Source organism: Haemophilus sp. SZY H56 (genome assembly GCF_054332415.1).
The window spans coordinates 18,142-40,544 of sequence record NZ_JBTGNX010000013.1; the positions used below are offsets into that span (position 1 = coordinate 18,142).

General features: G+C 40.0%; 24 protein-coding genes and 1 pseudogene. 20 read left to right on the plus strand and 5 right to left on the minus strand.

Going from position 1 to position 22,403, the window contains the following annotated elements; translation table 11 throughout:
- Positions 1 to 9 precede the first annotated feature (9 nt).
- Positions 10 to 837, minus strand: coding sequence for a GPO family capsid scaffolding protein (locus ACXVWP_RS09420; protein WP_289901812.1), 828 nt, complete (start codon positions 835 to 837; stop codon positions 10 to 12).
- Positions 838 to 1,001: 164 nt separating this feature from the next.
- Here ACXVWP_RS09420 and ACXVWP_RS09425 point away from each other — a divergent pair, with 164 nt between their 5' ends.
- The 3 genes from ACXVWP_RS09425 to ACXVWP_RS09435 all read left to right on the plus strand — a co-directional run bounded on the left by ACXVWP_RS09425 (position 1,002) and on the right by ACXVWP_RS09435 (position 5,063).
- On the plus strand, positions 1,002 to 2,780 hold the full coding sequence (locus ACXVWP_RS09425; RefSeq protein WP_297567540.1) for a terminase large subunit domain-containing protein: 1,779 nt from the start codon (positions 1,002 to 1,004) through the stop codon (positions 2,778 to 2,780).
- Between the two features lie 12 nt (positions 2,781 to 2,792).
- Positions 2,793 to 3,803 (plus strand): phage portal protein, encoded by a 1,011-nt coding sequence (locus ACXVWP_RS09430; protein ID WP_458473373.1) that lies wholly within the window; start codon positions 2,793 to 2,795, stop codon positions 3,801 to 3,803.
- A 681-nt stretch (positions 3,804 to 4,484) separates the two neighbouring features.
- A complete protein-coding gene (locus ACXVWP_RS09435) occupies positions 4,485 to 5,063 on the plus strand; it encodes an NAD(P)H-dependent oxidoreductase (protein WP_049356558.1) in 579 nt (192 codons plus the stop codon).
- A gap of 182 nt (positions 5,064 to 5,245) precedes the next feature.
- Here ACXVWP_RS09435 and ACXVWP_RS09440 read toward each other — a convergent pair whose 3' ends face one another.
- Complete coding sequence (locus ACXVWP_RS09440) at positions 5,246 to 6,199, minus strand: GlxA family transcriptional regulator (RefSeq protein ID WP_289901665.1); 954 nt, start codon at positions 6,197 to 6,199, stop codon at positions 5,246 to 5,248.
- Between the two features lie 140 nt (positions 6,200 to 6,339).
- Here ACXVWP_RS09440 and ACXVWP_RS09445 point away from each other — a divergent pair, with 140 nt between their 5' ends.
- From ACXVWP_RS09445 to ACXVWP_RS09470, 6 genes and pseudogenes are all read left to right on the plus strand, one after another.
- The gene (locus ACXVWP_RS09445) at positions 6,340 to 7,212 is read left to right on the plus strand and encodes an MBL fold metallo-hydrolase (RefSeq protein ID WP_289901666.1); all 873 of its coding nucleotides are present in this window, start codon (positions 6,340 to 6,342) and stop codon (positions 7,210 to 7,212) included.
- 331 nt (positions 7,213 to 7,543) lie between these two features.
- A complete protein-coding gene (locus ACXVWP_RS09450) occupies positions 7,544 to 7,870 on the plus strand; it encodes an IS3 family transposase (protein ID WP_133253120.1) in 327 nt (108 codons plus the stop codon).
- A 392-nt stretch (positions 7,871 to 8,262) separates the two neighbouring features.
- Positions 8,263 to 9,279, plus strand: coding sequence for a YeiH family protein (locus ACXVWP_RS09455; RefSeq protein WP_065244871.1), 1,017 nt, complete (start codon positions 8,263 to 8,265; stop codon positions 9,277 to 9,279).
- Between the two features lie 388 nt (positions 9,280 to 9,667).
- A pseudogene (locus ACXVWP_RS09460) lies at positions 9,668 to 9,796 on the plus strand (ABC transporter permease); the annotation flags it as partial.
- On the plus strand, positions 9,796 to 10,572 hold the full coding sequence (locus tag ACXVWP_RS09465) for an ATP-binding cassette domain-containing protein (protein WP_297569989.1): 777 nt from the start codon (positions 9,796 to 9,798) through the stop codon (positions 10,570 to 10,572). The pseudogene ACXVWP_RS09460 and the gene ACXVWP_RS09465, both read left to right, overlap by 1 nt.
- On the plus strand, positions 10,487 to 11,101 hold the full coding sequence (locus tag ACXVWP_RS09470) for a CadD family cadmium resistance transporter (protein ID WP_294839444.1): 615 nt from the start codon (positions 10,487 to 10,489) through the stop codon (positions 11,099 to 11,101). The genes ACXVWP_RS09465 and ACXVWP_RS09470 overlap by 86 nt, the downstream gene beginning before the upstream one ends.
- A gap of 108 nt (positions 11,102 to 11,209) precedes the next feature.
- On the opposite strand, the gene ACXVWP_RS09475 is transcribed toward ACXVWP_RS09470, so the two are convergent.
- The gene (locus ACXVWP_RS09475; protein ID WP_178165526.1) at positions 11,210 to 11,428 is read right to left on the minus strand and encodes an OsmC family protein; all 219 of its coding nucleotides are present in this window, start codon (positions 11,426 to 11,428) and stop codon (positions 11,210 to 11,212) included.
- 130 nt (positions 11,429 to 11,558) lie between these two features.
- Between ACXVWP_RS09475 and ACXVWP_RS09480 the strand changes: the two genes are divergently transcribed.
- The 11 genes from ACXVWP_RS09480 (at position 11,559) to lolE (ending at position 21,466) form a co-directional block, all read left to right on the plus strand.
- Positions 11,559 to 12,422, plus strand: coding sequence for an AraC family transcriptional regulator (locus ACXVWP_RS09480; RefSeq protein WP_297569990.1), 864 nt, complete (start codon positions 11,559 to 11,561; stop codon positions 12,420 to 12,422).
- A gap of 154 nt (positions 12,423 to 12,576) precedes the next feature.
- Positions 12,577 to 13,113, plus strand: coding sequence for an elongation factor P hydroxylase (locus tag ACXVWP_RS09485; protein WP_297569984.1), 537 nt, complete (start codon positions 12,577 to 12,579; stop codon positions 13,111 to 13,113).
- Positions 13,114 to 13,210: 97 nt separating this feature from the next.
- Complete coding sequence (gene prfA, locus ACXVWP_RS09490; RefSeq protein WP_128787223.1) at positions 13,211 to 14,293, plus strand: peptide chain release factor 1; 1,083 nt, start codon at positions 13,211 to 13,213, stop codon at positions 14,291 to 14,293.
- 52 nt (positions 14,294 to 14,345) lie between these two features.
- Positions 14,346 to 14,786 (plus strand): RDD family protein, encoded by a 441-nt coding sequence (locus tag ACXVWP_RS09495; RefSeq protein WP_005644900.1) that lies wholly within the window; start codon positions 14,346 to 14,348, stop codon positions 14,784 to 14,786.
- On the plus strand, positions 14,786 to 15,664 hold the full coding sequence (prmC, locus tag ACXVWP_RS09500; RefSeq protein WP_128787224.1) for a peptide chain release factor N(5)-glutamine methyltransferase: 879 nt from the start codon (positions 14,786 to 14,788) through the stop codon (positions 15,662 to 15,664). The genes ACXVWP_RS09495 and prmC overlap by 1 nt, the downstream gene beginning before the upstream one ends.
- Positions 15,664 to 16,467 carry a SirB1 family protein gene (locus ACXVWP_RS09505; RefSeq protein WP_126471625.1) on the plus strand — a complete coding sequence of 268 codons (804 nt, stop codon included), beginning with the start codon at positions 15,664 to 15,666 and terminating at the stop codon, positions 16,465 to 16,467. Before prmC ends, ACXVWP_RS09505 begins: the two co-directional genes overlap by 1 nt.
- 12 nt (positions 16,468 to 16,479) lie before the next feature.
- Positions 16,480 to 17,334: a 3-deoxy-8-phosphooctulonate synthase gene (kdsA, locus tag ACXVWP_RS09510; RefSeq protein WP_128787225.1), complete on the plus strand. Its 855-nt coding sequence runs from the start codon at positions 16,480 to 16,482 to the stop codon at positions 17,332 to 17,334.
- 66 nt (positions 17,335 to 17,400) lie between these two features.
- Positions 17,401 to 18,348 carry a 2-hydroxyacid dehydrogenase gene (locus tag ACXVWP_RS09515; protein ID WP_128787226.1) on the plus strand — a complete coding sequence of 316 codons (948 nt, stop codon included), beginning with the start codon at positions 17,401 to 17,403 and terminating at the stop codon, positions 18,346 to 18,348.
- Complete coding sequence (locus ACXVWP_RS09520) at positions 18,348 to 19,529, plus strand: lipoprotein-releasing ABC transporter permease subunit (protein ID WP_297569976.1); 1,182 nt, start codon at positions 18,348 to 18,350, stop codon at positions 19,527 to 19,529. The genes ACXVWP_RS09515 and ACXVWP_RS09520 overlap by 1 nt, the downstream gene beginning before the upstream one ends.
- Before the next feature lie 3 nt (positions 19,530 to 19,532).
- A complete protein-coding gene (lolD, locus tag ACXVWP_RS09525) occupies positions 19,533 to 20,216 on the plus strand; it encodes a lipoprotein-releasing ABC transporter ATP-binding protein LolD (RefSeq protein ID WP_014065207.1) in 684 nt (227 codons plus the stop codon).
- Complete coding sequence (gene lolE, locus ACXVWP_RS09530) at positions 20,216 to 21,466, plus strand: lipoprotein-releasing ABC transporter permease subunit LolE (RefSeq protein ID WP_289901675.1); 1,251 nt, start codon at positions 20,216 to 20,218, stop codon at positions 21,464 to 21,466. Before lolD ends, lolE begins: the two co-directional genes overlap by 1 nt.
- A gap of 58 nt (positions 21,467 to 21,524) precedes the next feature.
- Here the strand turns inward: lolE and ACXVWP_RS09535 are convergent, their stop codons facing one another.
- Together ACXVWP_RS09535 and ACXVWP_RS09540 are read right to left on the minus strand one after the other, a co-directional pair.
- Positions 21,525 to 21,935, minus strand: coding sequence for a Z-ring associated ZapG family protein (locus ACXVWP_RS09535; RefSeq protein WP_049355555.1), 411 nt, complete (start codon positions 21,933 to 21,935; stop codon positions 21,525 to 21,527).
- Positions 21,936 to 22,025: 90 nt separating this feature from the next.
- A complete protein-coding gene (locus ACXVWP_RS09540) occupies positions 22,026 to 22,376 on the minus strand; it encodes a RidA family protein (protein WP_297569973.1) in 351 nt (116 codons plus the stop codon).
- Between the last annotated feature and the right edge of the window lie 27 nt (positions 22,377 to 22,403).

The following is a 22,403-nucleotide window of genomic DNA, read 5'->3' on the forward strand; positions in this document are numbered from 1 at the left end:
GTTGTTCCTTTAGCAATCGGTTAAAAATTCTGATTTACCTTCACCGGCAACGATTGGACGTTTGCCAAAGTCGGCGGACGGTGTTTTTTCAAGCGTGGTGAATTTGGCTTGAATGCTTTCATTGGTTGCTTTCACTTCTGTTAATTCGGTTTGCTGTTTTGCTAAATCGGCAGAAAGTACGGTCAATTTTTCCAATGTTTCTTTGGTTTGTCCCGCTAAAAGCTCAATGGCTTGCGTTTGGTCGGCAAAGCGTTCATCGTCGGTTTTTTCTTTGTCTGCAAATAATGCGCGGATTTTGGCAAAGACAGACAGCCCTTTTTCTTTCACTTCTTCAAACTCTAATTCGGTTTCAATTGCGGCAGTGAAAAGGTTTTCGGCTTTTTCTTTGCGGTTGTTGAGAGGATTTGCGCTTGCACCGGCAGAAAATACCAACATTTCTGTGCCAAGACTTGCAGGATTGTCCGTTACAGCCAAACCGACTAAATAGGCTTCACCTGTGTCGGCGAAATTAGGATCACATTCAATTGATGTGTAGATTTTTTGGCGTTCTTTATTGAGTTTGATTAAATCGTCCGTTGGGTCGATTTGAGCCAGTAACTGCAATTTACCTTCAGCATTTTCTTCCGTTTTTAAACCAACCACATCACCATAGCATTTTGAGTGCGGATCATCGTTCCACATATAACGCCATTTAATGTGTTCAAGATTAATGCGTGCACCGTATTTTTTAGGGTCATAATTTGCCGCCATTTGTTCAATCCAAGTGCGATTGATTGTGCGACCGTCTGTAGTTGCCCCTTCCGTTGCGACTACAAACCATTTTGAAGTTTTTGCCATTGCTTATCCTTTGTTTGGTTTGATTCAAAGATTGCCATTATTCTGAAAGGTTTAATTTTGGTGGTCTATGAGTTGCTTTTGTTGTATGCCGATTCACAGAGCAAGCGGAAAGACTAACATTCGCCTCCTTTCTATTATGCGGTTGTAAATTGAAAGGATGATGAATGGACGAACAAGTTATCAATCAAGCTTCGCCCGATGTAACGGCGGAAATAAAAAGAAAAGCACAACAAATGTATTTTAGCGGTTATAAAATCGCTGAAATATCTCGTCAGCTTGATATTCCTGCATCAACGATTGCCAGTTGGAAAGACAGAGAAAAGTGGGACGATATTGCGCCTGTCGGTCGGGTGGAATTAGCACTTGAGACAAGATTAAATTTGCTGATTGCGAAAGAAGAAAAGAGCGGTTTAGATTACAAAGAAATTGATTTGCTCGGGCGACAAATGGAACGCATGGCGAGAGTGAAAAAATATTCTTTCGGCGATGGCAATGAAGTGGATTTAAATCCGAAATTGGCGAACCGCAACAAGGGCGACCGCAAGAAAGCCGAGCCCAATGCCATTGATCAGGAACAAGAAGAATTGCTGATTAATGGCTTTCTTGATGGGATGTTTAATTATCAGCGTGTTTGGCATAAAGCGAAAGAAAACCGCATTAGAAATATTTTAAAAAGCCGACAAATCGGGGCGACTTACTATTTCGCCCATGAAGCTTTTATTGATGCGCTGACGACGGGCCATAACCAAATTTTTCTTTCAGCTAGTAAAAAGCAGGCGTTGCAGTTCCGTTCTTACATTGTGGAATATGCGAAAAAAACCGCAGATGTGATATTAAAAGGAGAAACTATTAAGCTGCCAAATAGCGCGGAGTTATACTTTTTGGGAACGAATTCTGCAACCGCACAATCCTACCACGGTAACTTGTATTTCGATGAGGTGTTTTGGGTACCGAAATTTGATGTGATGCGGAAAGTCGCCAGTGGTATGGCGGCCCAAAAGATTTATCGGCAAACCTACTTTTCTACACCTTCGACAATCGCCCATCCTGCCTATGCGTTCTTTTCCGGGAAATCGTTTAATCGTGGACGGGCGAAATCGGAAAAAGTAGAAATTGATATTTCACATGAAAATTTGGGCATGGGGAAACTTTGCGGTGACCGTCAGTGGAAACAGATTGTGACGATTTATGATGCTTTAGAAGGTGGTTGCAATTTGTTCGACATTGAAGATTTGTTAGCAGAAAACAGCAAGGAAGAATTTGAACAGCTTTTTCTGTGCCAGTTTGCTGATGATAACAGTTCCGCCTTTAAATTTGCCGACTTGCAACTTTGTCAAGTTGACAGCCTAGAAGAATGGCACGATTTTAAGCCATTTTATCAACGACCTTTTGGCAATCGAGAAGTGTGGTTAGGCTATGACCCTGCTTTTAGTGGCGACCGTGCAGCCTTAGTGATTGTTGCACCGCCGAAAGTGGAAGGGGGAGATTATCGCGTTTTACACAAACAAACTTTTCACGGTATGGATTACGAAACACAAGCAAACCGCATTAAACAGTTTTGCGATGATTACAATGTGACTCGCATTGTGATTGACAAAACGGGAATGGGTTCCGGGGTGTTCCAAGAAGTGAAGAAATTCTATCCGATGGTGCAAGGCTTGGATTATAACGCAGACCTGAAAAATGAGATGGTTCTGAAAACCCAAAATCTGATTCAAAAACGTCGCTTGAAATTCGACAGTGGCGACAATGATATTGTGACCAGTTTCATGACCGTGAAAAAACGCATTACGGGAACCGGAAAGATTACTTATGTTTCTGACCGTTCGGAAGATGCAAGCCACGGCGACTTATCATGGGCAATCATGAACTGCATTTTAAATGTGCCTTATGGTTTAGGCGGTGATGTATCAAGCAACAAATCAACAATATTTACCTTTTAATAGGATAATCCAATGAGCAAAAACACAAAAAAATCTACCGCACTTTCTACTGGAAATCAAGCACAGGCATTTAGCTTTGGTGAACCTATTCCGGTGCTTGACCGTGCAGAAGTACTGAATTATTTCGAAAGCGTGTTGATGTATGAAAAATATTATAATCCGCCAATTAATTTAAGTTACTTGGCTAAAGCCTTAAATGCCTCAGCCCATCACAACAGTGCGATCACAGTGAAGAAAAACATTTTACTTTCAACGTGCAAAACAACCGCACTTTTACCTCGTACCCAATTAGAAAAACTGGTGCAAGATTACTTAGTATTTGGCAATGCATTCATTGAAGTCGTGAAAAATGTATTCGGTGATGTGATTGCACTTAGATCGCCTTTAGCAAAATATATGCGTGTTGGTGTTGATGAAGGTCAATTCTTCCAAATCGTGACTGGCTATGAAGAATATGAATTTAAAAAAGGTTCCGTGCTGCAACTTATCAATCCTGACATTAACCAAGAGATTTACGGCGTGCCGGAATATTTAGCTGCTTTACAATCCGCATTTCTTAACGAGAGTGCAACCCTGTTCCGTCGTAAATATTATCTGAATGGTGCGCATGCGGGTTCGATTATTTACATGACCGACCCAACACAGAACCAAGATGATATTGAAGCAATCAAAACACAAATCCGCCAAACCAAAGGCACTGGCAACTTTAAGAATTTATTTGTTTATATTCCAGACGGAAAGAAAGACGGGATGCAAGTTATTCCTTTGTCTGATGCTATTGCTAAAGATGACTTCCTAAACATTAAGAACGCAAGCCGTGATGATGTATTAGCAGCTCATCGTGTACCACCGCAATTAATGGGGATTGTGCCGAATAATACAGGCGGCTTTGGTGACGTTGAAAAGGCAACGCGAGTATTCTTTATCAATGAGATTATTCCATTGCAAGAACGTTTGAAAGAGATTAATAGTTGGGTAGGGGAAGAAGTGATCACGTTTACCGAATACAAATTGCTACAATAGATCCTTTCCAAATAAACAGCCCGCAGAAATGCGGGTTTTTTATTGCTCAAAGAGCTTTTTTTGTCCTATATAGTATTAGTACCGCCCCAGTGTATTATATCAAATCAATCAATATGACAAATCTTAAATCCTTATCTCAGACCGATTTTTCGCCCAATTGTACGCATGAAAAATCGCAGACAAACCCTCGCCACGCCCGCACAGTAAATGTGTGTGTTTCAACGCAATTTTAGCTCCTTTACAAAGCCTTTTCAGATCTACCGCCTTTTAGATCCTTTTAATCAGATCCTTTAACGCAAAATAACGCAAACAATTGCAAAATTTGGTGTTATAATCTCGGCGAAATTAGGCTAAATAACGTCTGAATTGGCGTCCTGTTTTTTATTGTAGTAAGCTTGGTAGTAAGCTATTTTTAACTATTAAATATTTCTTTTAAAAACAAAGTGATATTTACATAGATCAGTTTTCGCCAGCTCCACCACAAAATAAACCTATCAAGTCCTATGAAAGACTTTAAAGCCTTGAAAATAATGACTTCAAGGCTTTTTTATTACGCTTTTAACTTCTATCAAACTCTCGAACTTGAGTAGTAAGTTTAATAGTTGGCGCTTATTGATTGGTTAAATTGTTGCATTAGTAAAGTGCTTAGTAATCGGTAAATTATCAGCTAAAGGAGAAAAAATGAATATTTTATTATTAGACGGTGGTAAAGATTTCGGACATTCACATGGTGAGTTAAACCACACACTTCACAAAAAAGCGAAAGAAGTTTTGACCGCACTTGGACACAATATAAAAGAAACCGTGATTGATGCTGGCTATGATGTTGAAGCAGAAATTGAAAAATTCTTGTGGATGGATGCCGTGATTTGGCAGATGCCAGGTTGGTGGATGCACGAACCTTGGACAGTGAAAAAATACATAGACGAAGTATTAACCGCTGGACACGGCAAGCTTTACCACAGTGATGGTCGCCATCGTGTCAATCCGACTGAAGGCTACGGCACAGGTGGCTTGTTGCAAGGCAAAAAACACATGCTTTCGCTTACGTGGAATGCGCCGATTGAAGCCTTTACCCGCGAAGGCGATTTCTTCGAAGGCAAAGGCGTGGATGCGTTATACATGCACTTCCACAAACTCAACGAATTCATCGGCTTGACCCGTCTGCCAACATTCTTATGTAACGATGTGATTAAAAACCCACAAGTAGAACAATACTTAGCAGACTACCAAGCACATTTGGAAAAAGTGTTCGGATAATTACAAAATATGAGTTTAGAAGGTGAGCATTTTGGCTCACCTTTTTTATTTTTATCTAATCAAATTTCCTAACGGGGAGAGGGAAGAGAAATAGACTGAGTTTAGATCAAACAAGCGGTCTAATTTTGAATTGAATTTGTAAAAACATCCAAAAATCTGACCGCACTTTAAAATAAAAAGATCTAAATATCCTCAATTTGAAACTGCTTACGCCAGTGATTTGGTGAAATCTTATGCTTTTTCAAGAAGTGCTGACGCAAGGCGGTATCGCTATGAAACCCACTTTGTTCTGCAATATCAGTAATAGATAAATCTGTGCTTTCCAAAAGCTCTCTTGCTCGCTGTAGTCTTGCTTCAATTAACCATTGATTTAATGACATTCCGGTTGCTTTACGGAAATGTCGGGTGAAAGTGCTACGGCTCATTGACAAACGTTCTGCAAGACTATCAGTCGAATGAAGTGCGGTCAGATTTTCATTTAAATAAGCAAGCAACGCATTGATATTATGATTAGGTGTGGAACGAGAAATAGGACGTTCGATAAATTGTGCTTGTCCGCCTTCACGATGAGGGGGGATAACCAGTATTCGGGCAATATGATTGGCAATTTTTACACCATATAATTTACGGACAATAGAAAGGCAACAATCCATGGAAGCTGCCGTTCCTGCTGAGGTAATCAGTCGATCTTGTTCCAAATAAATGGGATTTAAATCCCATTTCACCTGCGGAAAACGATTAGTAAAATCACTATCTCCTAGCCAATGCGTGGTTGCTTTTTTGCCGTTAAGTAGGCCACTGCACGCCAACACATAGGCACCATAACATAAACCCACTACTGTCGCACCACGTTGATACGCTTGCCGTAACGCTGTTAATAAAGTCTCACTCGGCATCACTTGAGTATCATGCCATCCAGTCATCACAACAATATCGGCATTATCCAACCATTCTAAACCTCCATCTAAATGTATGTGAAATAGCGAGTTTGTCAGGTTGTCCGAATCGCTAACGATTTTACAGTCAAATAACGGCTTGCCGTTTAAATCCGACATAGAAAAAACGGAATATGCCATCGCAAAATGAATGGGCATCATTTGTTCATACACAATCAAAGCAACTGTGGGTGTATTCATTTTATTCTCCTACTTTGATATGAGCATAACACAGAAATGACCCGATTATTACGTTTATTGATTTTTTATCCATTTTTACGCAATCTTGTTCTCACTATAATATGTTTATTCATTCAATAACGTATAGAAAAGGAAAAACAATGAACTTAAAAACCTTAATTAGCACTACAGCATTGGCTATTAGCGCAAATACTTTCGCCGTAGATCTTGCCTCTAAAAACACTGATAGCTACCAACATATCCGCAATGCTACTGGTCGCCTGAACTACGCAGGGAAAACTTTTTTAATTGACCCGATGCTTGCTGAAAAAGGACGTTATGCAGGCTTTGAAGGAACATTAAATAGCCATTTGCGTAATCCACTTGTGGAATTGCCAATGAAAGCAGAAGATACTTTTAAAGATGTTGATGCCATTATTTTAACTCATACACATGAAGATCATTGGGATAAGGTTGCACAAAAAATTTTACCTAAATCCATCAAAATTTTTGTGCAACATGAACGGGATGGCGACTTACTCAAAGCGCAAGGTTTTACTAACATAACCAGTTTATCGCTAGAAAAACCGGTGGAGTTCGAAGGTATTATTTTAAATAAAACCGGCGGTTCTCACGGCACAACGGAAATGTACGCTGTACCACAATTAGCCGAGATTTTAGATGAGGCGATGGGCGTAACATTCCAAGCGAAAGACCATCCAACGGTTTATTTGGTTGGTGACACAGTTTGGACTGCCGAAGTAAACAAAGCCATTAATCGTTATAAACCTGATGTAATGATTATGAACACAGGTGATGCGCGTACCTTAGCTTTTCCGAATGATGGCATTATTATGGGGTTACAAGATGTTGCTCATGCTCGTAACATGCTACCAAATACAAAACTTATCACGGTGCACATGGATGCAGTAAATCATATGTCTGTTTACCGTAAGGATTTACGCCAATTTGTCCAAGCAAATAAGCTTGAAAATGTAGCAATTCCAGAAGATGGTGAAACAGTGAAGTTTTAAAAACAAGTGGTTGAGTTCTTAGGATAATTCACAAAAAACACCTAAAAATTTAACCGCACTTCGTTATATAAAAGCCGTCTGAATTTTCAGACGGCTTTTGATTATAGCCAGGCAAAGTCAGGCTATAAAAACCATACGCTATGCGTATGGAGACAAATAGCTTAAGCGATGAACAGAAAAAATCCTCGCTATATAATGAACAAGGCTGACAACCAAAATTCAACATATAGGAGGATTATTTACCCCTCGTAGCGTGCATCTTGATGCACGACCGAATCACGCACGGAACGTTATTTAACCCTTTCGGGCATTCACGATTTCGTGCAACAAGTTGCACGCTACAATTCTTAAACCGACAGAATGCCCGATTATTCACAGCGACCAAGGTGTATTGTATGGCACGGCGGAATGGGTAAAGATGTTGGAGGGTAAAGCGGTGCAAAGTATGAGTCGCCGAGGAAATTGCTACGATAATGCGGTGATTGAAAGTTTTTTTGCGATACTAAAATCAGAGTGCTTTTACTCTCGGACTTATCATTCAATTGCTGAATTACAGGCTGAAATTGAAGAATATTTAGTGTATTACAACCAAAAACGAATTAAACTTGCTTTCAAAGGGTTGAGCCCGGTGCAATACCGAGCTCAATATTTAAGTTAACTAACCTGTCTAACTTTTGGGGGCAGATCAAAGTGCGGTCAAAACCACGATTAATAATTTGATTGATTTCCTTTTGAACCCTATTAAACATTCAATATCCTAGCCATTTTTACTAATATGCCTTACAATTTGGCACATAATTTATTACAATGCATTTGTTATGTTACGTCTAAATCTGAGATTTTTATATTTTCTGCTCTGCATAAGCTAAAGTGTAGAATTACAGGCTGCGCCAAGTATTCCAACATTTTTAACTGAAAATGGCTTAACTTATTGCACCCACGCTTCAGGTTTTTCATTTAATCCACAAACTGATGTTACTCGTCGCTTAGTCGAAAGCTATTTTGGCAAAATTTTAGATGAAACCGCTTGACTCACTAAGGAAAGGAAAAATGAACACTCGTCCCTTTTATTTCGGACTTATATTTATTGCGATTATCGCTATACTTGCTAACTATTTAGGAAACACTGATTTTTCCCATCATTATCATATCAGTGCTTTAATTATTGCCATCTTGCTGGGAATGGCAATCGGCAATACCATTTATCCGCAATTTTCAACACAAGTGGAAAAAGGTGTGTTATTTGCGAAAGGCACGCTTCTTCGCACAGGCATTGTGTTGTATGGTTTCCGCCTCACTTTTGGCGATATTGCCGATGTAGGATTAAATGCTGTTGTCACTGATGCGATTATGCTAATTTCAACCTTCTTTTTTACCGCACTTTTAGGCATTCGTTATCTAAAAATGGATAAACAATTAGTTTATCTCACTGGGGCTGGATGTAGTATTTGTGGTGCGGCAGCGGTTATGGCGGCAGAGCCTGTTACCAAAGCAGAATCTCATAAAGTTTCAGTAGCGATTGCCGTAGTGGTCATTTTCGGGACGCTTGCTATTTTTACTTACCCCTTTTTCTACACTTGGTCACAACATTTAATTAATGCTCATCAATTCGGTATTTATGTTGGCTCTAGCGTGCATGAGGTGGCTCAAGTTTATGCGATTGGGGAAAATATTGATCCTATCGTGGCAAATACTGCCGTCATTTCCAAAATGATCCGAGTGATGATGCTCGCCCCATTTTTATTAATGCTTTCTTGGTTATTAACACGTAGTAATGGAGTATCAGAAAATACATCACACAAAATTACAATTCCTTGGTTTGCTGTACTTTTTATTGGTGTTGCGATTTTTAATTCTTTTGATTTATTACCAAAAGAACTTGTAAACTTATTAGTTGAAATCGATTCTTTCTTATTAATTTCAGCGATGGCTGCGCTCGGCTTAACTACACAAGCAAGCGCAATCAAGAAAGCAGGATTAAAACCTCTGATTTTAGGAATACTAATTTATTTATGGCTAGTGGTTGGTGGATTTTTAGTGAATTATGGAATATCAAAATTAATATAAAATTCACTTAAGATTGACAGCACTTTGATCTGCACCCCAAAACCTGGACCCCACGATAGCGCGCGTTTCCTAACGCGTGCCTGAAAATCAATTTCGTTTGATTCAGATTTTTACTATTTTCATGAATAACTTCAATTTGCTTATTTTTTAGATAGATAAAACTACGCGTCAGAAGGAGGGGCTATCTGGGGAGCCGTTGGCAAAGCCAACGTTCAGAATCCTTTTGATTTTATAACCGCACTTTTTTGTCATTAGAAGAAAATTGAAGAACTTAAACAGGTAATCACTTTATCGCCAAATATCACTTTTCCGGTAAACTTTATTCGTGAGCTTGCCTCGGGATTTTGCTAACTCCGAAACCACAATAGATTGTAATGGCACAAGCGAGGACGCTTGCGCTATCAGGGGGACTTCGACGGTGATGGCTTATGTGGTGTTGGTTATCGTGTTTGTGTCACTGTTTGAATACCTGATTACCAAGCCTTTGGAAATTTTGTTTATGCCGTGGAGAAGGTGATGCTCTGTCTTGAAAACGTGCGTTTTGAAATTCTCCGTGACCCCATCGTGCACGATTTCAGTTTGAACCTGCAACATGGCGAAGTGAAAGCTTTGTTCGGGCCGAGCGGCTGTGGCAATACGACGGTTTTGCGTTTGATTGCGGGCTTGGAAACGCCGAAATCGGGCACGATACGCAATACTTTCCGCAAAACGGGTTTTCTGTTTCAGGAAAACCGCCTGCTGGAAAACTTGACCGCGATGCAGAATATTGCTATTTTTATGGACAAACCCGATGAAGGCGAAATCATCGCGCTGGCGGCGAAAGTCGGGCTGACTGCGGGCGATTTGAACAAATATCCGACCGAATTGTCCGGCGGCATGGCGAAACGGGTAGCATTTTTGCGCCTGCTGCTGTGCGGCTGCGACCTTGCCTTGCTAGACGAGCCGTTCGTCGGTTTGGACCGCGATTTGCGCGATATTTTGGTCGCCATGCTGGTGAAAAAAATCGAGCGGCAGGGCATGGCGTGTATGCTGGTAACGCACGACCGCTTCGAAGCCGCACGCCTGAGCTATGAAATCATGCTGCTTTCCACTAAGGGCATGAACGTGCAAAACGTGATTACCCTGCCTACGCCGCTGTCCGAACGCGATTGGGCTTTTGAAGAAGCCGTGGTGCCAAGGGGGCAGGGGATTCATTATGAGGTGCTTTATGTTTTCGACTGTGATTACTGCTGCTGTTTTATATATTGCTACAGCAGTAGATTTGTTGGTAATACTATTAATATTTTTTGCTAGAGCAAATACTAGAAAAGAATATCGAGATATTTATATCGGACAATATTTAGGTTCTGTAATTTTAATATTAGTTAGTTTATTTCTAGCTTTTGTTTTGAATTATGTTCCGGAAAAATGGGTGTTGGGTTTATTAGGTTTAATACCGATTTACTTAGGTATTAAAGTTGCTATTTACGACGATTGTGAGGGCGAAAAAAGAGCTAAAAAAGAATTGGATGAAAAAGGGTTGTCAAAATTAGTCGGTATTGTTGCTTTGGTTACAGTTGCTAGTTGTGGTGCAGATAATATTGGACTTTTTGTTCCTTACTTTGTGACTTTAGATCTTGTCGACTTATTAGTTACTCTTCTTGTATTTTTAATATTGATTTTTGTTTTAGTATATACAGCACAAAGATTGGCTAATATTTCAGGTGTTGGTGAAGTTGTAGAGAAGTTTAGTCGTTGGATAATGGCTGTTATTTATATTGGTTTAGGGTTATTTATTATTATTGAAAATAATACAATTCAAACAATAATATCAATAATATGAATGATACGGGCATTTGAGTATCTGACAAACCTTCGGCTTGCTTCTTCAATACAAGATACAACCCTGTCCGCCCAATAAATCCATATCCGAAAGCATCTTCATGCAGAATTAAGCCAAACCATGAATAAGTTTTTCACCCACCCCATGCGGCCGTTTTTCGTCGGTGCGGCGGTGCTTGCCATACTCGGCGCGTTGGTGTTTTTCATCAGCTCCGGTGCCGTCATTTTGAAATGAAACCAAATCAAAGCTGATTGAACCGTCGTCCACTTGGGTACGACCATCACGTCCGCCGGTTGCTGTTGCTGATGTTTTGTAGAAAATTTTCATAATGTTTTCCTCATTTAATGTTGGTTAATATGGTTTGGCGTACCGCCGTTAAAAGTGAGTTCATTATATTGAACGGCAATATGAAGTGTTATATGATTTATCCAAATTACTTGCCTATTCCTACAAAATTATGTTCTCAACTGAAATGATAGAACGATTATTAAAGGTTATTCCACATAACGAACTCTATTCATCATCGATTAAAGGCTTATTTCTTCGCCATTCAGATCAACCATTTTGTTACGAAGGTATTATTCAAGAGCCGAGCATTTGCATCGTGTTAAGCGGAGAACGTGAAGTGCAGCTAGGCGAACAATGCTACCGATTTGATAATCAACACTTTATGTTCTGCCCTGTCAATGTGCCGATGCGTGGCGAGATTAAATATGCAGAGCCGCAAAAGCCGTTTTTAGTGATGTCGATGAAAATTGATATTGAGAGCGTTAGCAAGATTTTATTAGCAAATCCAAACCTTGCAGATGCTCTTCAACCGGGCGACGAAGGTTTTGCACAATGGCATTTGGATGAATCTCTCAAAAATGCTGTTGAACGCTTATTATTCTTGCACGAAAATCCAAAAGGTATTGGGTTTCTTGCACCCCTTATCCAACAAGAAATATATTATCGACTCCTTACAGGCGAACAAGGTGGCAAATTTAAAGCCATGGTAAGCAATGGGTCTCACACCAAAAAAATCGCCCAAGCCACCCATTATCTGCAACAACATTTTAGTGAAACCATCACTGTGGAAACCTTGGCAAATCTAAGTGGCATGTCATTATCTGGATTTCATAGTTATTTCAAGAAGATAACCAGCCTTTCACCGCTACAATATCAAAAATCATTACGTTTGATGGAAGCCAGACGATTGATCGCACAAGAAGGACGAGGTATTACCGAAGCCGCTTACCAAGTCGGCTACGAATCACCTAGCCAATTCAGCCGTGAATACAAACGGTATTTCGGGCATGCGCTCAAGGGGGATATTAAATAGATGGGGCTTAAAGATAGGTTTAAAAACACCTAAAAATCTGAAACGTTAATTTCAGACGTTTTTTATTTAACCAAGATTTTGTGAAAGACATGAAAAATGAGATAATTCTCAAACCTTTTAAGAGGCGTTATTTATAAAAATATTTGGAGAAAGCATGGAACATAAATTTGAGGACATCATTGCGATTTTTAATCAATGTTTTGAAGAAGAATATAATACTCGATTGGTTAAAGGTGGGGATGAGCCGATTTACATTCCTGCAAATGATGAGGTGCCTTATCACGCCATTTACTTTGCGCGAGGCTTTTACAGCAGTGCATTACATGAAATTGCCCATTGGTTAGTGGCGGGGAAAGAACGCCGTAAATTAGAAGATTTTGGCTATTGGTATGAGCCGGATGGGCGTTCAGAAGATCGTCAGCGTGATTTTGAAAAGGTGGAAGTGAAGCCTCAAGCATTGGAATGGATTTTAGCCACTGCGGCGGGATTTCGTTATTTTGCCAGTGCGGATAATTTGAATGGCAATCCAGGGGATACGCAACCATTTAAGCAAGCGGTATATGAACAAGTAAAAACCTATGCAGAAAAAGGCTTACCAAAACGTGCCGAAACCTTGCGTCATGCCTTGACTCAATTTTATGGCACAGAAGATCGAATTGATTTAGCGAAATTTGATGTTACTCGCATTTAAAGTGCGGTCATTTTTAGGCAGATTTTGCGTCTGTCAATTTTCCTTAAAATCGGCTAGAATAGGTCGATTTTATTTTTGGCTTTAACTTTATAAAAATATGAAAGATTCTATTATTGCAAAACTTGAAAGTTTAAAAGAACGTTATGAAGAATTAGAGGCATTGCTAGGCGATGCGTCGGTGATTTCAGATCAGGATAAATTCCGTGCGTATTCTAAAGAATATTCACAACTTGAAGATGTGGTGAAATGTTTTAATCGTTGGAATCAGCTTAATTCTAACATTGCTGAAGCAGAATTGATGTTAGATGATCCTGAGATGAAAGAAATGGCAGAAATGGAAATTGAAGAATCCAAAGCCGAAATTGAAGAAGTGGAGCAACAACTTCAAATTCTTTTATTACCGAAAGATCCAAATGATGAATATAACTGCTATTTAGAAATTCGTGCAGGTACAGGTGGGGATGAAGCGGGTATCTTTGCCGGCGATTTATTCCGTATGTACAGCCGTTATGCAGAAAGTAAACGCTGGCGTGTTGAAATGCTCAGCGCAAATGAAAGCGAGCAGGGCGGTTATAAAGAAGTGATCGTGAAAGTAAGCGGTGATGGCGTGTATGGTCAGTTAAAATTTGAATCAGGCGGCCACCGTGTACAACGTGTACCAAAAACTGAATCGCAAGGGCGTATTCATACTTCAGCTTGTACTGTTGCGGTTATGCCTGAATTACCTGAATCTGAAATGCCGGAAATCAATCCAGCAGATTTACGTATTGATACCTACCGTTCATCTGGTGCAGGTGGTCAGCACGTTAATACAACAGACTCTGCCGTACGTATTACTCACATTCCAACAGGTATTGTGGTGGAATGTCAGGATGAGCGTTCACAGCACAAAAATAAAGCGAAAGCAATGTCGGTATTAGCATCACGTATTGTTCAAGCAGAGCAAGAACGCCAAGCTGCAGAACAAACAGATATGCGTCGTAACTTATTAGGTTCAGGCGATCGTTCCGATAAAATTCGTACTTATAACTACCCACAAGGTCGTGTCACAGATCACCGTATCAACTTAACGCTCTATCGCTTAGATGAAGTGATGAACGGCAAAATTGATGAACTAATTCAGCCGATTATTACCGAATATCAAGCGGATCAGTTGGCGGCATTGTCTGAACAGAATTAATGATAGGGGCATCTGATTTCAGATGTCCTTTTTAACTTTACAGGGAAATAAAATGATCATTGAAAATCAAAAAGATGCTGAATTTTCTTCTGCTTTCAAACCTTCTCAACCCGCTCAAGCAAGCCGTTTTAAACGTTGGCTTGCAAGTATGATTAATGGGCTTGTGCTTTGGGTGATGGTTGGTCTTGGTTTTGCATTGGGGGATTTTGCCGGTGTAGTGGGGACGATTGTATATGCTGGTTTTCAGTTATATTTCATGAAAACTTATGGTCAGACAATGGCAAAACGCTGGTTAGGCTTGCGAGTATTTAATTATCATACCAATCAGCCTGTTGAATTTGGTAAATACATCGGTCGCGAAATTATTGATATTTTATTGGCGTGGACAAGTTTCTTATTGATTATTAGCGGTATTGTTGCTCTTGTGCGTGATGATCGTCGTTCTTTAACTGATTTAGTGGCTGGCACAATTGTGTTAAAAGACGAAAAATAATGAATTATAAAGAATGGCTGGTACAAGCAATGGCGGATTTAGCTCCAAAAAATCCCACTGAAAATAGTAAAATTGATGCGCTTGTGCTTCTTCAACATGCTACAGGTAAATCGCGTACGCAAATCCTTGCTTTTGATGATACCGAGATTGATGAAAAAGTGCGGTTAAAATTGACCGCACTTTTAGATCGTCGTTTAAAAGGCGAACCTATCGCTTATATTCTTGGTGAAAAAGAATTTTGGTCGTTGCCGTTAAATGTGTCTGAAGGAACATTAATTCCTCGCCCCGATACTGAAATTCTCGTAGAAAAAGCATTACAAATTACCTTAGAAAAACTGGAAGAAAATCCACCGCACTTTCGTATTCTCGATCTTGGCACTGGCACAGGTGCTATTGCGTTGGCGTTAGCTTATGAGCTCTCTCCTATTTGTCAAAAAAAGGCTATCCAATTAGATGTCATCGGTGTGGATTTAATGCCTGAAGTCGTCAAATTAGCGCAATCCAATGCAGAAAAAAATCAGCTCAAGGTACAATTTTTTCAGAGTCGTTGGTTTGAACATGTTGAAGGGCAGTTTGATATTATCGTTAGTAATCCGCCTTATATTGATGAAACCGATGAACATCTTTCGCAAGGTGATGTGCGTTTTGAGCCTCGTTCGGCGTTGGTGGCGGGTGAAAACGGTTTAGCTGATTTACGCCATCTTATTGAGTGCGCACAAGTACATTTAAAAGATAACGGCTATTTATTGTTAGAACACGGCTGGAAACAGGGTGAAGAAGTGCGGTCAATTTTCTGGCAAAATCATTGGCAAGGGGTTGCAACCATACGGGATTATGGCGACAATGAGCGCGTAACGTTGGGATATAGGAAGCGGTAATGAAATACGATCAAAAAGCTTTATATGTTGAAATGACTCATTTTTATCTGAGTGTTTATGAGAAAGAGCAAGTTGATGAGCCTCGTATAAGAGGGCTTGTGGGGGGCTTAGTGCGTAGAGCTCGCCAAGCTATTCCAGAAGAATGGGATGATAAAGCTAAAATTCATCAATTACTACAGCTATTTTACGGTGATTGGGGTTTTCATTGTGATGCGGACAATTATTTCTATGCCCGTAATTTATATCTTCCGTATATTTTAGAAGAACGTGAAGGCATGCCCGTCAGTCTTGGAGCCTTAATCCTTTATTTAGCTGCAAGTTTAAAATTGCCGATTTATCCGGTGAATTTCCCGACCCAGCTGATTTTACGTGCAGAAGTAGACGGAGAAGTAGCCTTTATTGATCCTTGGAGCGGAAAATATATTTCAGTGGATGAATTGAAAAAACTCTATGAAGGCGCCTTTGGTTTTGGCGCTCAAATTCAACCAGAGGATTTAGCCCGAGCGGATATTCCTATGCTGGCCACACGTTTCCGTCAGCTCGCCAAAAATGCCTTAATTCGTGAAGAACAAAACGATTTTGCTTTTAATTATATCCAATTCTTGTTAGCGGTAAGAAAAGATCCTTACGATATTCGCGATCGTGGCTTAGTGTTGGCGCAAATGGGCGCTTATTCTTCCGCCATTGAGGATTTAGAATATTTTGTGGATCAATGTCCGAATGATCCCACTTCATCTCTGTTAAAAACTCAACTTTTAGAACTGAAAGGCGAAGCATTGAAAGATGCCAATGCCATCCATTAAAAAGGAAATATTATGCAAAATAAAATTGTAAAAATCGGCAATATTGATGTTGCAAACGACAAACCTTTTGTACTTTTAGGCGGAATGAACGTGCTTGAAAGTCGTGATATGGCGATGCAAGTTTGCGAAGCTTATGTAAAAGTGACTGAAAAGTTGGGTGTGCCTTATGTTTTTAAGGCATCTTTCGATAAAGCTAACCGTTCTTCAATTCATTCTTACCGTGGTCCAGGCATGGAGGAAGGTTTAAAAATTTTCCAAGAGATAAAAGAAACCTTTGGCGTGAAAGTGATTACCGATGTGCACGAAATCTATCAATGTCAGCCTGTTGCCGATGTGGTGGATGTGATTCAATTACCGGCATTCTTAGCTCGTCAAACTGATTTAGTCGAAGCCATGGCAAAAACCGGTGCGGTAATTAATGTAAAAAAACCACAATTCTTAAGCCCAGGTCAAATGGGTAATATCGTGGATAAGTTTGAAGAATGTGGTAATGATAAAATTATCCTTTGTGATCGTGGTTCAAACTTCGGTTACGATAATTTAGTGGTGGACATGTTAGGCTTCGGCGTAATGAAAAAAGTGTCGAAAGGCAGCCCAATTATTTTTGACGTGACTCATTCATTACAATGTCGTGATCCGTTTGGTGCTGCTTCAGGCGGTCGTCGTGAACAAGTGACAGAATTAGCCCGTTCTGGTTTAGCAATTGGCATTGCAGGCTTATTCTTAGAAGCACATCCGAATCCAAATCAAGCAAAATGTGATGGCCCTTCTGCATTGCCACTTTCGGCATTAGAAGGTTTTGTCTCACAGATGAAAGCCATTGATGATTTAGTGAAATCTTTCCCTGAATTGGATACGTCTATTTAATAGAGAAGTGCGGTTGAAAATAGCATTGTTTTTGACCGCACTTTTGTTCTGTAAAAGGAGATAACAATGAATATCGTATTTTTAGACAGCACCGCAATTCCGAAACATATTCCTATTCCTCGTCCAAGCTTTCCGCATAACTGGGTAGAGTATAAATATACTTCCGCAGAGCAAATCATTGAGCGAGCAAAAGACGCGGATATTATTATCACCAGTAAAGTGATTTTAAGCCGCGAGGTGTTGCAACAATTACCGAAATTAAAACTCATTGCTATCACTGCGACAGGTACTAATAACGTGGATTTAGACGCGGCAAAAGAATTAGGTGTGACGGTTAAAAATGTGACGGGTTATTCTGCCACGACCGTACCTGAGCATGTATTAGGCATGATTTTTGCGTTAAAACACAGCTTGGCTGGCTGGCAGCGCGATCAAATCACGGGAAAATGGACTGAGAGTAAACAGTTCTGCTACTTTGATTATCCCATTACAGATGTTAAAGGTTCAACGTTAGGTGTGTTTGGAAAAGGCTGTTTAGGTACAGAAGTCGGGCGTTTAGCAGAACTTTTAGGCATGAAAGTCCTTTATGCTGAACATCGAAATGCGACAACTTGTCGTGAAGGTTACACGCCTTTTGAAGAGGTGCTAAAACAGGCTGATATTCTGACATTGCATTGTGCATTAACTGAAACAACTAAAAATTTAATCAATCAAGAAACCTTGTCACTTTGTAAGAAAGGGGCGTATTTAATCAATACTGGTCGTGGTCCATTGATTGATGAGCAAGCGGTTTGTGACGCATTAAAATCAGGACAATTAGGTGGTGCCGCATTAGATGTGTTAGTGAAAGAGCCTCCAGAGAAAAATAATCCACTGATTGAATTAGCGAAAACGATGCCGAATTTAATTATCACACCTCATATTGCTTGGGCGAGTGATAGTGCGGTAACCACGCTAACGAAAAAAGTGACGCAAAATATCGAAGATTTCGTTCAACAATTCAATCAAAAATAATGAATTTACCTATTTCTTTATACGTCGCCCTGCGATATTGGCGTGCAAAAAGCGCCGATCGTTTTGGGCGACTTGTTGCTAATTTAGCAAGCTTTGGCATCGTACTGGGTGTGATGGCATTGATTATTGTGCTTTCTGTCATGAATGGATTAGAAGGCTATCAAAAACAACAGGTGCTTTCGATCATTCCACACGCGATTGTTAGTCAAGAAGTGCCTATTTCGGCAGAAAAACCGCTTGAAAATACACCGCACTTTGTGCAAAAAGCTGTGCCGATTAATACCACAAATGTTGTGTTTCAAACGGCAAAAGGCGTGAGCGCAGGACAAGTGATTGGTATTCAGTCTTTTTCAGATGATCTTTTACTGGACGGTTTCGATCCTAGCCAATTTAATCAACTTTTACCGCAAGGTGAGTTTAAGTTGATTATTGGGGATAACCTGGCACAAAAATTAGGCTTAGCAGTGGGTGATAAGGTTCGTTTAATGATTACGGAAAACAGCCAATACACCCCATTTGGTCGCGTGCCGATGCAGCGTTTATTTACGGTGAGCGAGCTTTACTATGATTATGGCGAAGCGTCAGGTTATGAAGTTTTTGCTAATTTAGCTGATATTGGTCGCCTAATGCGAATTCAGCCAGGCGAAGCTCAAGGCTATCGTTTATTCCTGGATGATCCTTTCCAAATCACAGAATTGCCAACCTATTTTAAAGAGAGCCATATCAGTGATTGGCGTGTCCAAAAAGGGGAGTTTTTCCAAGCGGTTCGTATGGAAAAAAATATGATGGACTTGTTGATTAGCTTAATTATTATTGTTGCGATTTCCAATATCGTGACCTCATTAAGTTTAATGGTGGTGGATAAACAAGGGGAAATCGCCATTTTGCAAACACAAGGTGTGACTAAATCACAAGTGCGTTCTATCTTTATTTATCAAGGTTTATTGGTTGGGCTAGTGGGTACATTGATTGGTGCTGTACTGGGCGTATTAATCACCTTAAACCTTGGGGCAATTTTAAGTGCGGTCAATCCGAACGGTGTTTTCTTGCCAACATCCATTGAGCCAGTGCAAGTCATTGTTGTGATTGCCTTTTCTCTATTATTATCCTTATTATCAACTATTTACCCAGCTTATCGTGCGGCGAAAACTGAGCCGGCGGAAGCATTACGTTATGAGTAAAATATGAATAACTACTTATTAGAATGCCAAAATATTAATAAATTTTACCAAGAAGGCGAGAACCAAACCCAAGTATTAAAAGGCGTGAGCTTTGCCATGAAACCACAAGAATTAGTGGCGATTGTGGGAAGCTCTGGTTCGGGAAAAAGTACTTTATTACACACCTTAGGCGGTTTAGATCAGCCAAGTAGTGGGGAAGTGTTTATTAAAGGGCAATCTTTGCAAAAAGCGTCTGAAAGTGAATTGGCTAAATTGCGTAATCAAAATCTCGGTTTCGTGTATCAATTTCACCATTTAATGGCAGATTTTACCGCATTGGAAAATGTGATGATGCCGATGTTAATTGGTCGTCAGAATAAAACAGAAGCAAAAGATCGTGCTGAAAAAATATTAGGCGCAGTAGGCTTAAGTCATCGTATTACTCATCGTCCATCTGCACTTTCTGGCGGTGAACGTCAACGTGTTGCGATTGCTCGTGCATTGGTGAATAACCCTGCTCTTGTCTTGGCTGATGAACCAACAGGTAACTTAGATCATAAAACCACAGAAAGTATTTTTGAGTTGATTCAAACCTTGAATGCGGAACAAAACATTGCGTTTTTATTGGTTACACATGATATGTCATTAGCGCAAAAACTGTCTCGTTGCTTAACCATGCAAGACGGAATTTTGAAGGAAGGTGCATAATGAATACGCCTTTTTTCATTAGTTGGCGTTATCAACGGGGTAAGCAAAAGAATCCGTTGGTGGCGTTAATTTCAAAATTCTCTGCTATCGGTATAGCTCTTGGCGTGGCGGTGTTGATCGTGGGGTTAAGTGCCATGAATGGCTTTGAGCGTGAACTGAATTCACGTATTTTGGCAGTCGTACCACATGCGGAAATCACATTAAACCCACAGGGCAATGAGAGCACATTAAACCATTGGCAGAACCTTGCGGAACGTCTAAAAACAAACAAAAAAATTACCGCACTTTCACCTTTTGTGAGTTTTACTGCCTTAGTCGAAAATGGCAATAAACTTAAAGTCGTTCAAGTGAAAGGGGTCGATAAACAAGCTGAAGATCAAGTGAGTTCTCTTGGTAAGTTTGTGGAAGGTGATGGCTGGCAGAAATTCGCAGAAGAAGGTGGATTGGTGCTGGGCTCTGGTATTGCCAAAGAGCTAGATGTTAAAGCAGGCGATTGGGTGTCGTTATTGATTTCTCAACCGAATGGTGAAGATCAAATGGCTCAGCCTAATCGTGAGCGTGTTCAAGTGACCGCTATTTTACGTTTAGATGGTCAGTTAGACCACAGTTATGCTTTACTCTCCCTGCCTCAAGCACAGGAATTAATGGGATATCGTGAAGATCAAATTACCGGTGTTGAATTGAAAGTGGATGATCCATTTAAAGTACAAGAAATGGATTATTCGATGCTGAATGATTATCCGCAACTGCTTTATATTCAAAACTGGGTGGCAAAATTTGGCTATATGTATCGTGATATTCAACTTATCCGTACGGTGATGTATATCGCGATGGTGCTTGTAATTGGGGTAGCGTGTTTTAATATCGTTTCTACCTTAATTATGGCGGTAAAAGACAAGCAAGGTGATATTGCGATTATGCGAACCCTGGGGGCAAATAATGGCTTTATTAAGCAGATCTTTATTTGGTATGGCTTGCTTGCAGGAATGAAAGGGTGTTTGATTGGTATCGTGTTAGGCGTCGTACTTGCACTGAATCTCACGCCGATTATTCAAGGCATCGAGACATTACTCGGTAGAAAATTGTTATCAGATGGCATCTATTTCGTTGATTTCTTACCAAGTGAATTACATTGGTTCGATGTTGTATTGGTTCTCGTGGCGGCATTAGTATTAAGTTTACTCGCCAGTCTTTATCCAGCCAGTCGAGCCGCGAAGTTACAACCGGCTCAAGTATTGAGTAATCATTAATAAAAAATCAGGGATTAAGTATTTAATCCCTGATTTTTTATTGTTCAACCGTTAATCATTATTGGTTTTCTTTATCTGTTTTTAATAAGCCAGATGAACCTTCGGAATAATCGCGAGGTGGTTCTTCTGATTTACTTTCTGATGAGGCTGTCACCAATTGCTGGGTAAATAAACCTTTATTGGTAGGTTTATTGCCGAGTAAAGCTTCAGATGAAACCGCATAGTGACGATACAGTTTTTGATAATCACCAATTAAGGTTTTAAATAATTCAGCACTTTCAGCGAAATGTTTTTCAAGTTGTGCTTGTTTATCGCTTAATTGTGTTTTCACTTCTTTCAGTTCAGCTTCTGTCTGAGCTTGTTTTTTAACAGACCCTTTTGTTAAACGTAATAGCAAATAGCCGAAGATTACGCCAACGACAAGCCCGATCACCGCTGCTTGCCATATTTCTGGTGTCCATGATTGCATACATTACTCCTTCTTTTTAATTCAGTGTTTAGTGTAAAGGAAAAACAAAAAAGTTTCTTTGCGGTTGATCACATTTTGAAAAAGCAGTGTTTACACAGCTGCAATAATCACGATTTCAACTTTCCAATCAGAATCCGCAAGTTTTGCTTCTACCGTTGCTCGGCTTGGTGGATTTTGACTATCGACCCATTCATCCCATGCTTGGTTGAGTTGAGCATAATCTGCCATATCAGCAAGGAAGATTTGCGTGGTAAGAATTTTACTTTTTTCAGAACCAATTTTAGCCAATAATTTATCGATCAGTGAAAGGACTTCTTTGGTTTGCTCGTAAGCATTTTGCTTAACGGTTTTTTCTGGTACTTGGCCTGCAAAATAGGCAGTATTGTTATGAATGACCACTTCAGAAAAGCGTTTGCTTGGTTGAATGCGTTGAATCGACATAATAGCTCCTTTTTGATGACGATAATT

What these genes read in the sequence shown, in the direction of transcription:
- ACXVWP_RS09420 (WP_289901812.1), bottom strand. Translation starts at nt 837, where the DNA reads ATGGCAAAAACTTCAAAATGGTTTGTAGTCGCAACGGAAGGGGCAACT.
- ACXVWP_RS09425 (WP_297567540.1), top strand. Translation starts at nt 1,002, where the DNA reads ATGGACGAACAAGTTATCAATCAAGCTTCGCCCGATGTAACGGCGGAA.
- ACXVWP_RS09430 (WP_458473373.1), top strand. Translation starts at nt 2,793, where the DNA reads ATGAGCAAAAACACAAAAAAATCTACCGCACTTTCTACTGGAAATCAA.
- ACXVWP_RS09435 (WP_049356558.1), top strand. Translation starts at nt 4,485, where the DNA reads ATGAATATTTTATTATTAGACGGTGGTAAAGATTTCGGACATTCACAT.
- ACXVWP_RS09440 (WP_289901665.1), bottom strand. Translation starts at nt 6,199, where the DNA reads ATGAATACACCCACAGTTGCTTTGATTGTGTATGAACAAATGATGCCC.
- ACXVWP_RS09445 (WP_289901666.1), top strand. Translation starts at nt 6,340, where the DNA reads ATGAACTTAAAAACCTTAATTAGCACTACAGCATTGGCTATTAGCGCA.
- ACXVWP_RS09455 (WP_065244871.1), top strand. Translation starts at nt 8,263, where the DNA reads ATGAACACTCGTCCCTTTTATTTCGGACTTATATTTATTGCGATTATC.
- ACXVWP_RS09465 (WP_297569989.1), top strand. Translation starts at nt 9,796, where the DNA reads ATGCTCTGTCTTGAAAACGTGCGTTTTGAAATTCTCCGTGACCCCATC.
- ACXVWP_RS09470 (WP_294839444.1), top strand. Translation starts at nt 10,487, where the DNA reads ATGTTTTCGACTGTGATTACTGCTGCTGTTTTATATATTGCTACAGCA.
- ACXVWP_RS09475 (WP_178165526.1), bottom strand. Translation starts at nt 11,428, where the DNA reads ATGAAAATTTTCTACAAAACATCAGCAACAGCAACCGGCGGACGTGAT.
- ACXVWP_RS09480 (WP_297569990.1), top strand. Translation starts at nt 11,559, where the DNA reads ATGTTCTCAACTGAAATGATAGAACGATTATTAAAGGTTATTCCACAT.
- ACXVWP_RS09485 (WP_297569984.1), top strand. Translation starts at nt 12,577, where the DNA reads ATGGAACATAAATTTGAGGACATCATTGCGATTTTTAATCAATGTTTT.
- prfA (WP_128787223.1), top strand. Translation starts at nt 13,211, where the DNA reads ATGAAAGATTCTATTATTGCAAAACTTGAAAGTTTAAAAGAACGTTAT.
- ACXVWP_RS09495 (WP_005644900.1), top strand. Translation starts at nt 14,346, where the DNA reads ATGATCATTGAAAATCAAAAAGATGCTGAATTTTCTTCTGCTTTCAAA.
- prmC (WP_128787224.1), top strand. Translation starts at nt 14,786, where the DNA reads ATGAATTATAAAGAATGGCTGGTACAAGCAATGGCGGATTTAGCTCCA.
- ACXVWP_RS09505 (WP_126471625.1), top strand. Translation starts at nt 15,664, where the DNA reads ATGAAATACGATCAAAAAGCTTTATATGTTGAAATGACTCATTTTTAT.
- kdsA (WP_128787225.1), top strand. Translation starts at nt 16,480, where the DNA reads ATGCAAAATAAAATTGTAAAAATCGGCAATATTGATGTTGCAAACGAC.
- ACXVWP_RS09515 (WP_128787226.1), top strand. Translation starts at nt 17,401, where the DNA reads ATGAATATCGTATTTTTAGACAGCACCGCAATTCCGAAACATATTCCT.
- ACXVWP_RS09520 (WP_297569976.1), top strand. Translation starts at nt 18,348, where the DNA reads ATGAATTTACCTATTTCTTTATACGTCGCCCTGCGATATTGGCGTGCA.
- lolD (WP_014065207.1), top strand. Translation starts at nt 19,533, where the DNA reads ATGAATAACTACTTATTAGAATGCCAAAATATTAATAAATTTTACCAA.
- lolE (WP_289901675.1), top strand. Translation starts at nt 20,216, where the DNA reads ATGAATACGCCTTTTTTCATTAGTTGGCGTTATCAACGGGGTAAGCAA.
- ACXVWP_RS09535 (WP_049355555.1), bottom strand. Translation starts at nt 21,935, where the DNA reads ATGCAATCATGGACACCAGAAATATGGCAAGCAGCGGTGATCGGGCTT.
- ACXVWP_RS09540 (WP_297569973.1), bottom strand. Translation starts at nt 22,376, where the DNA reads ATGTCGATTCAACGCATTCAACCAAGCAAACGCTTTTCTGAAGTGGTC.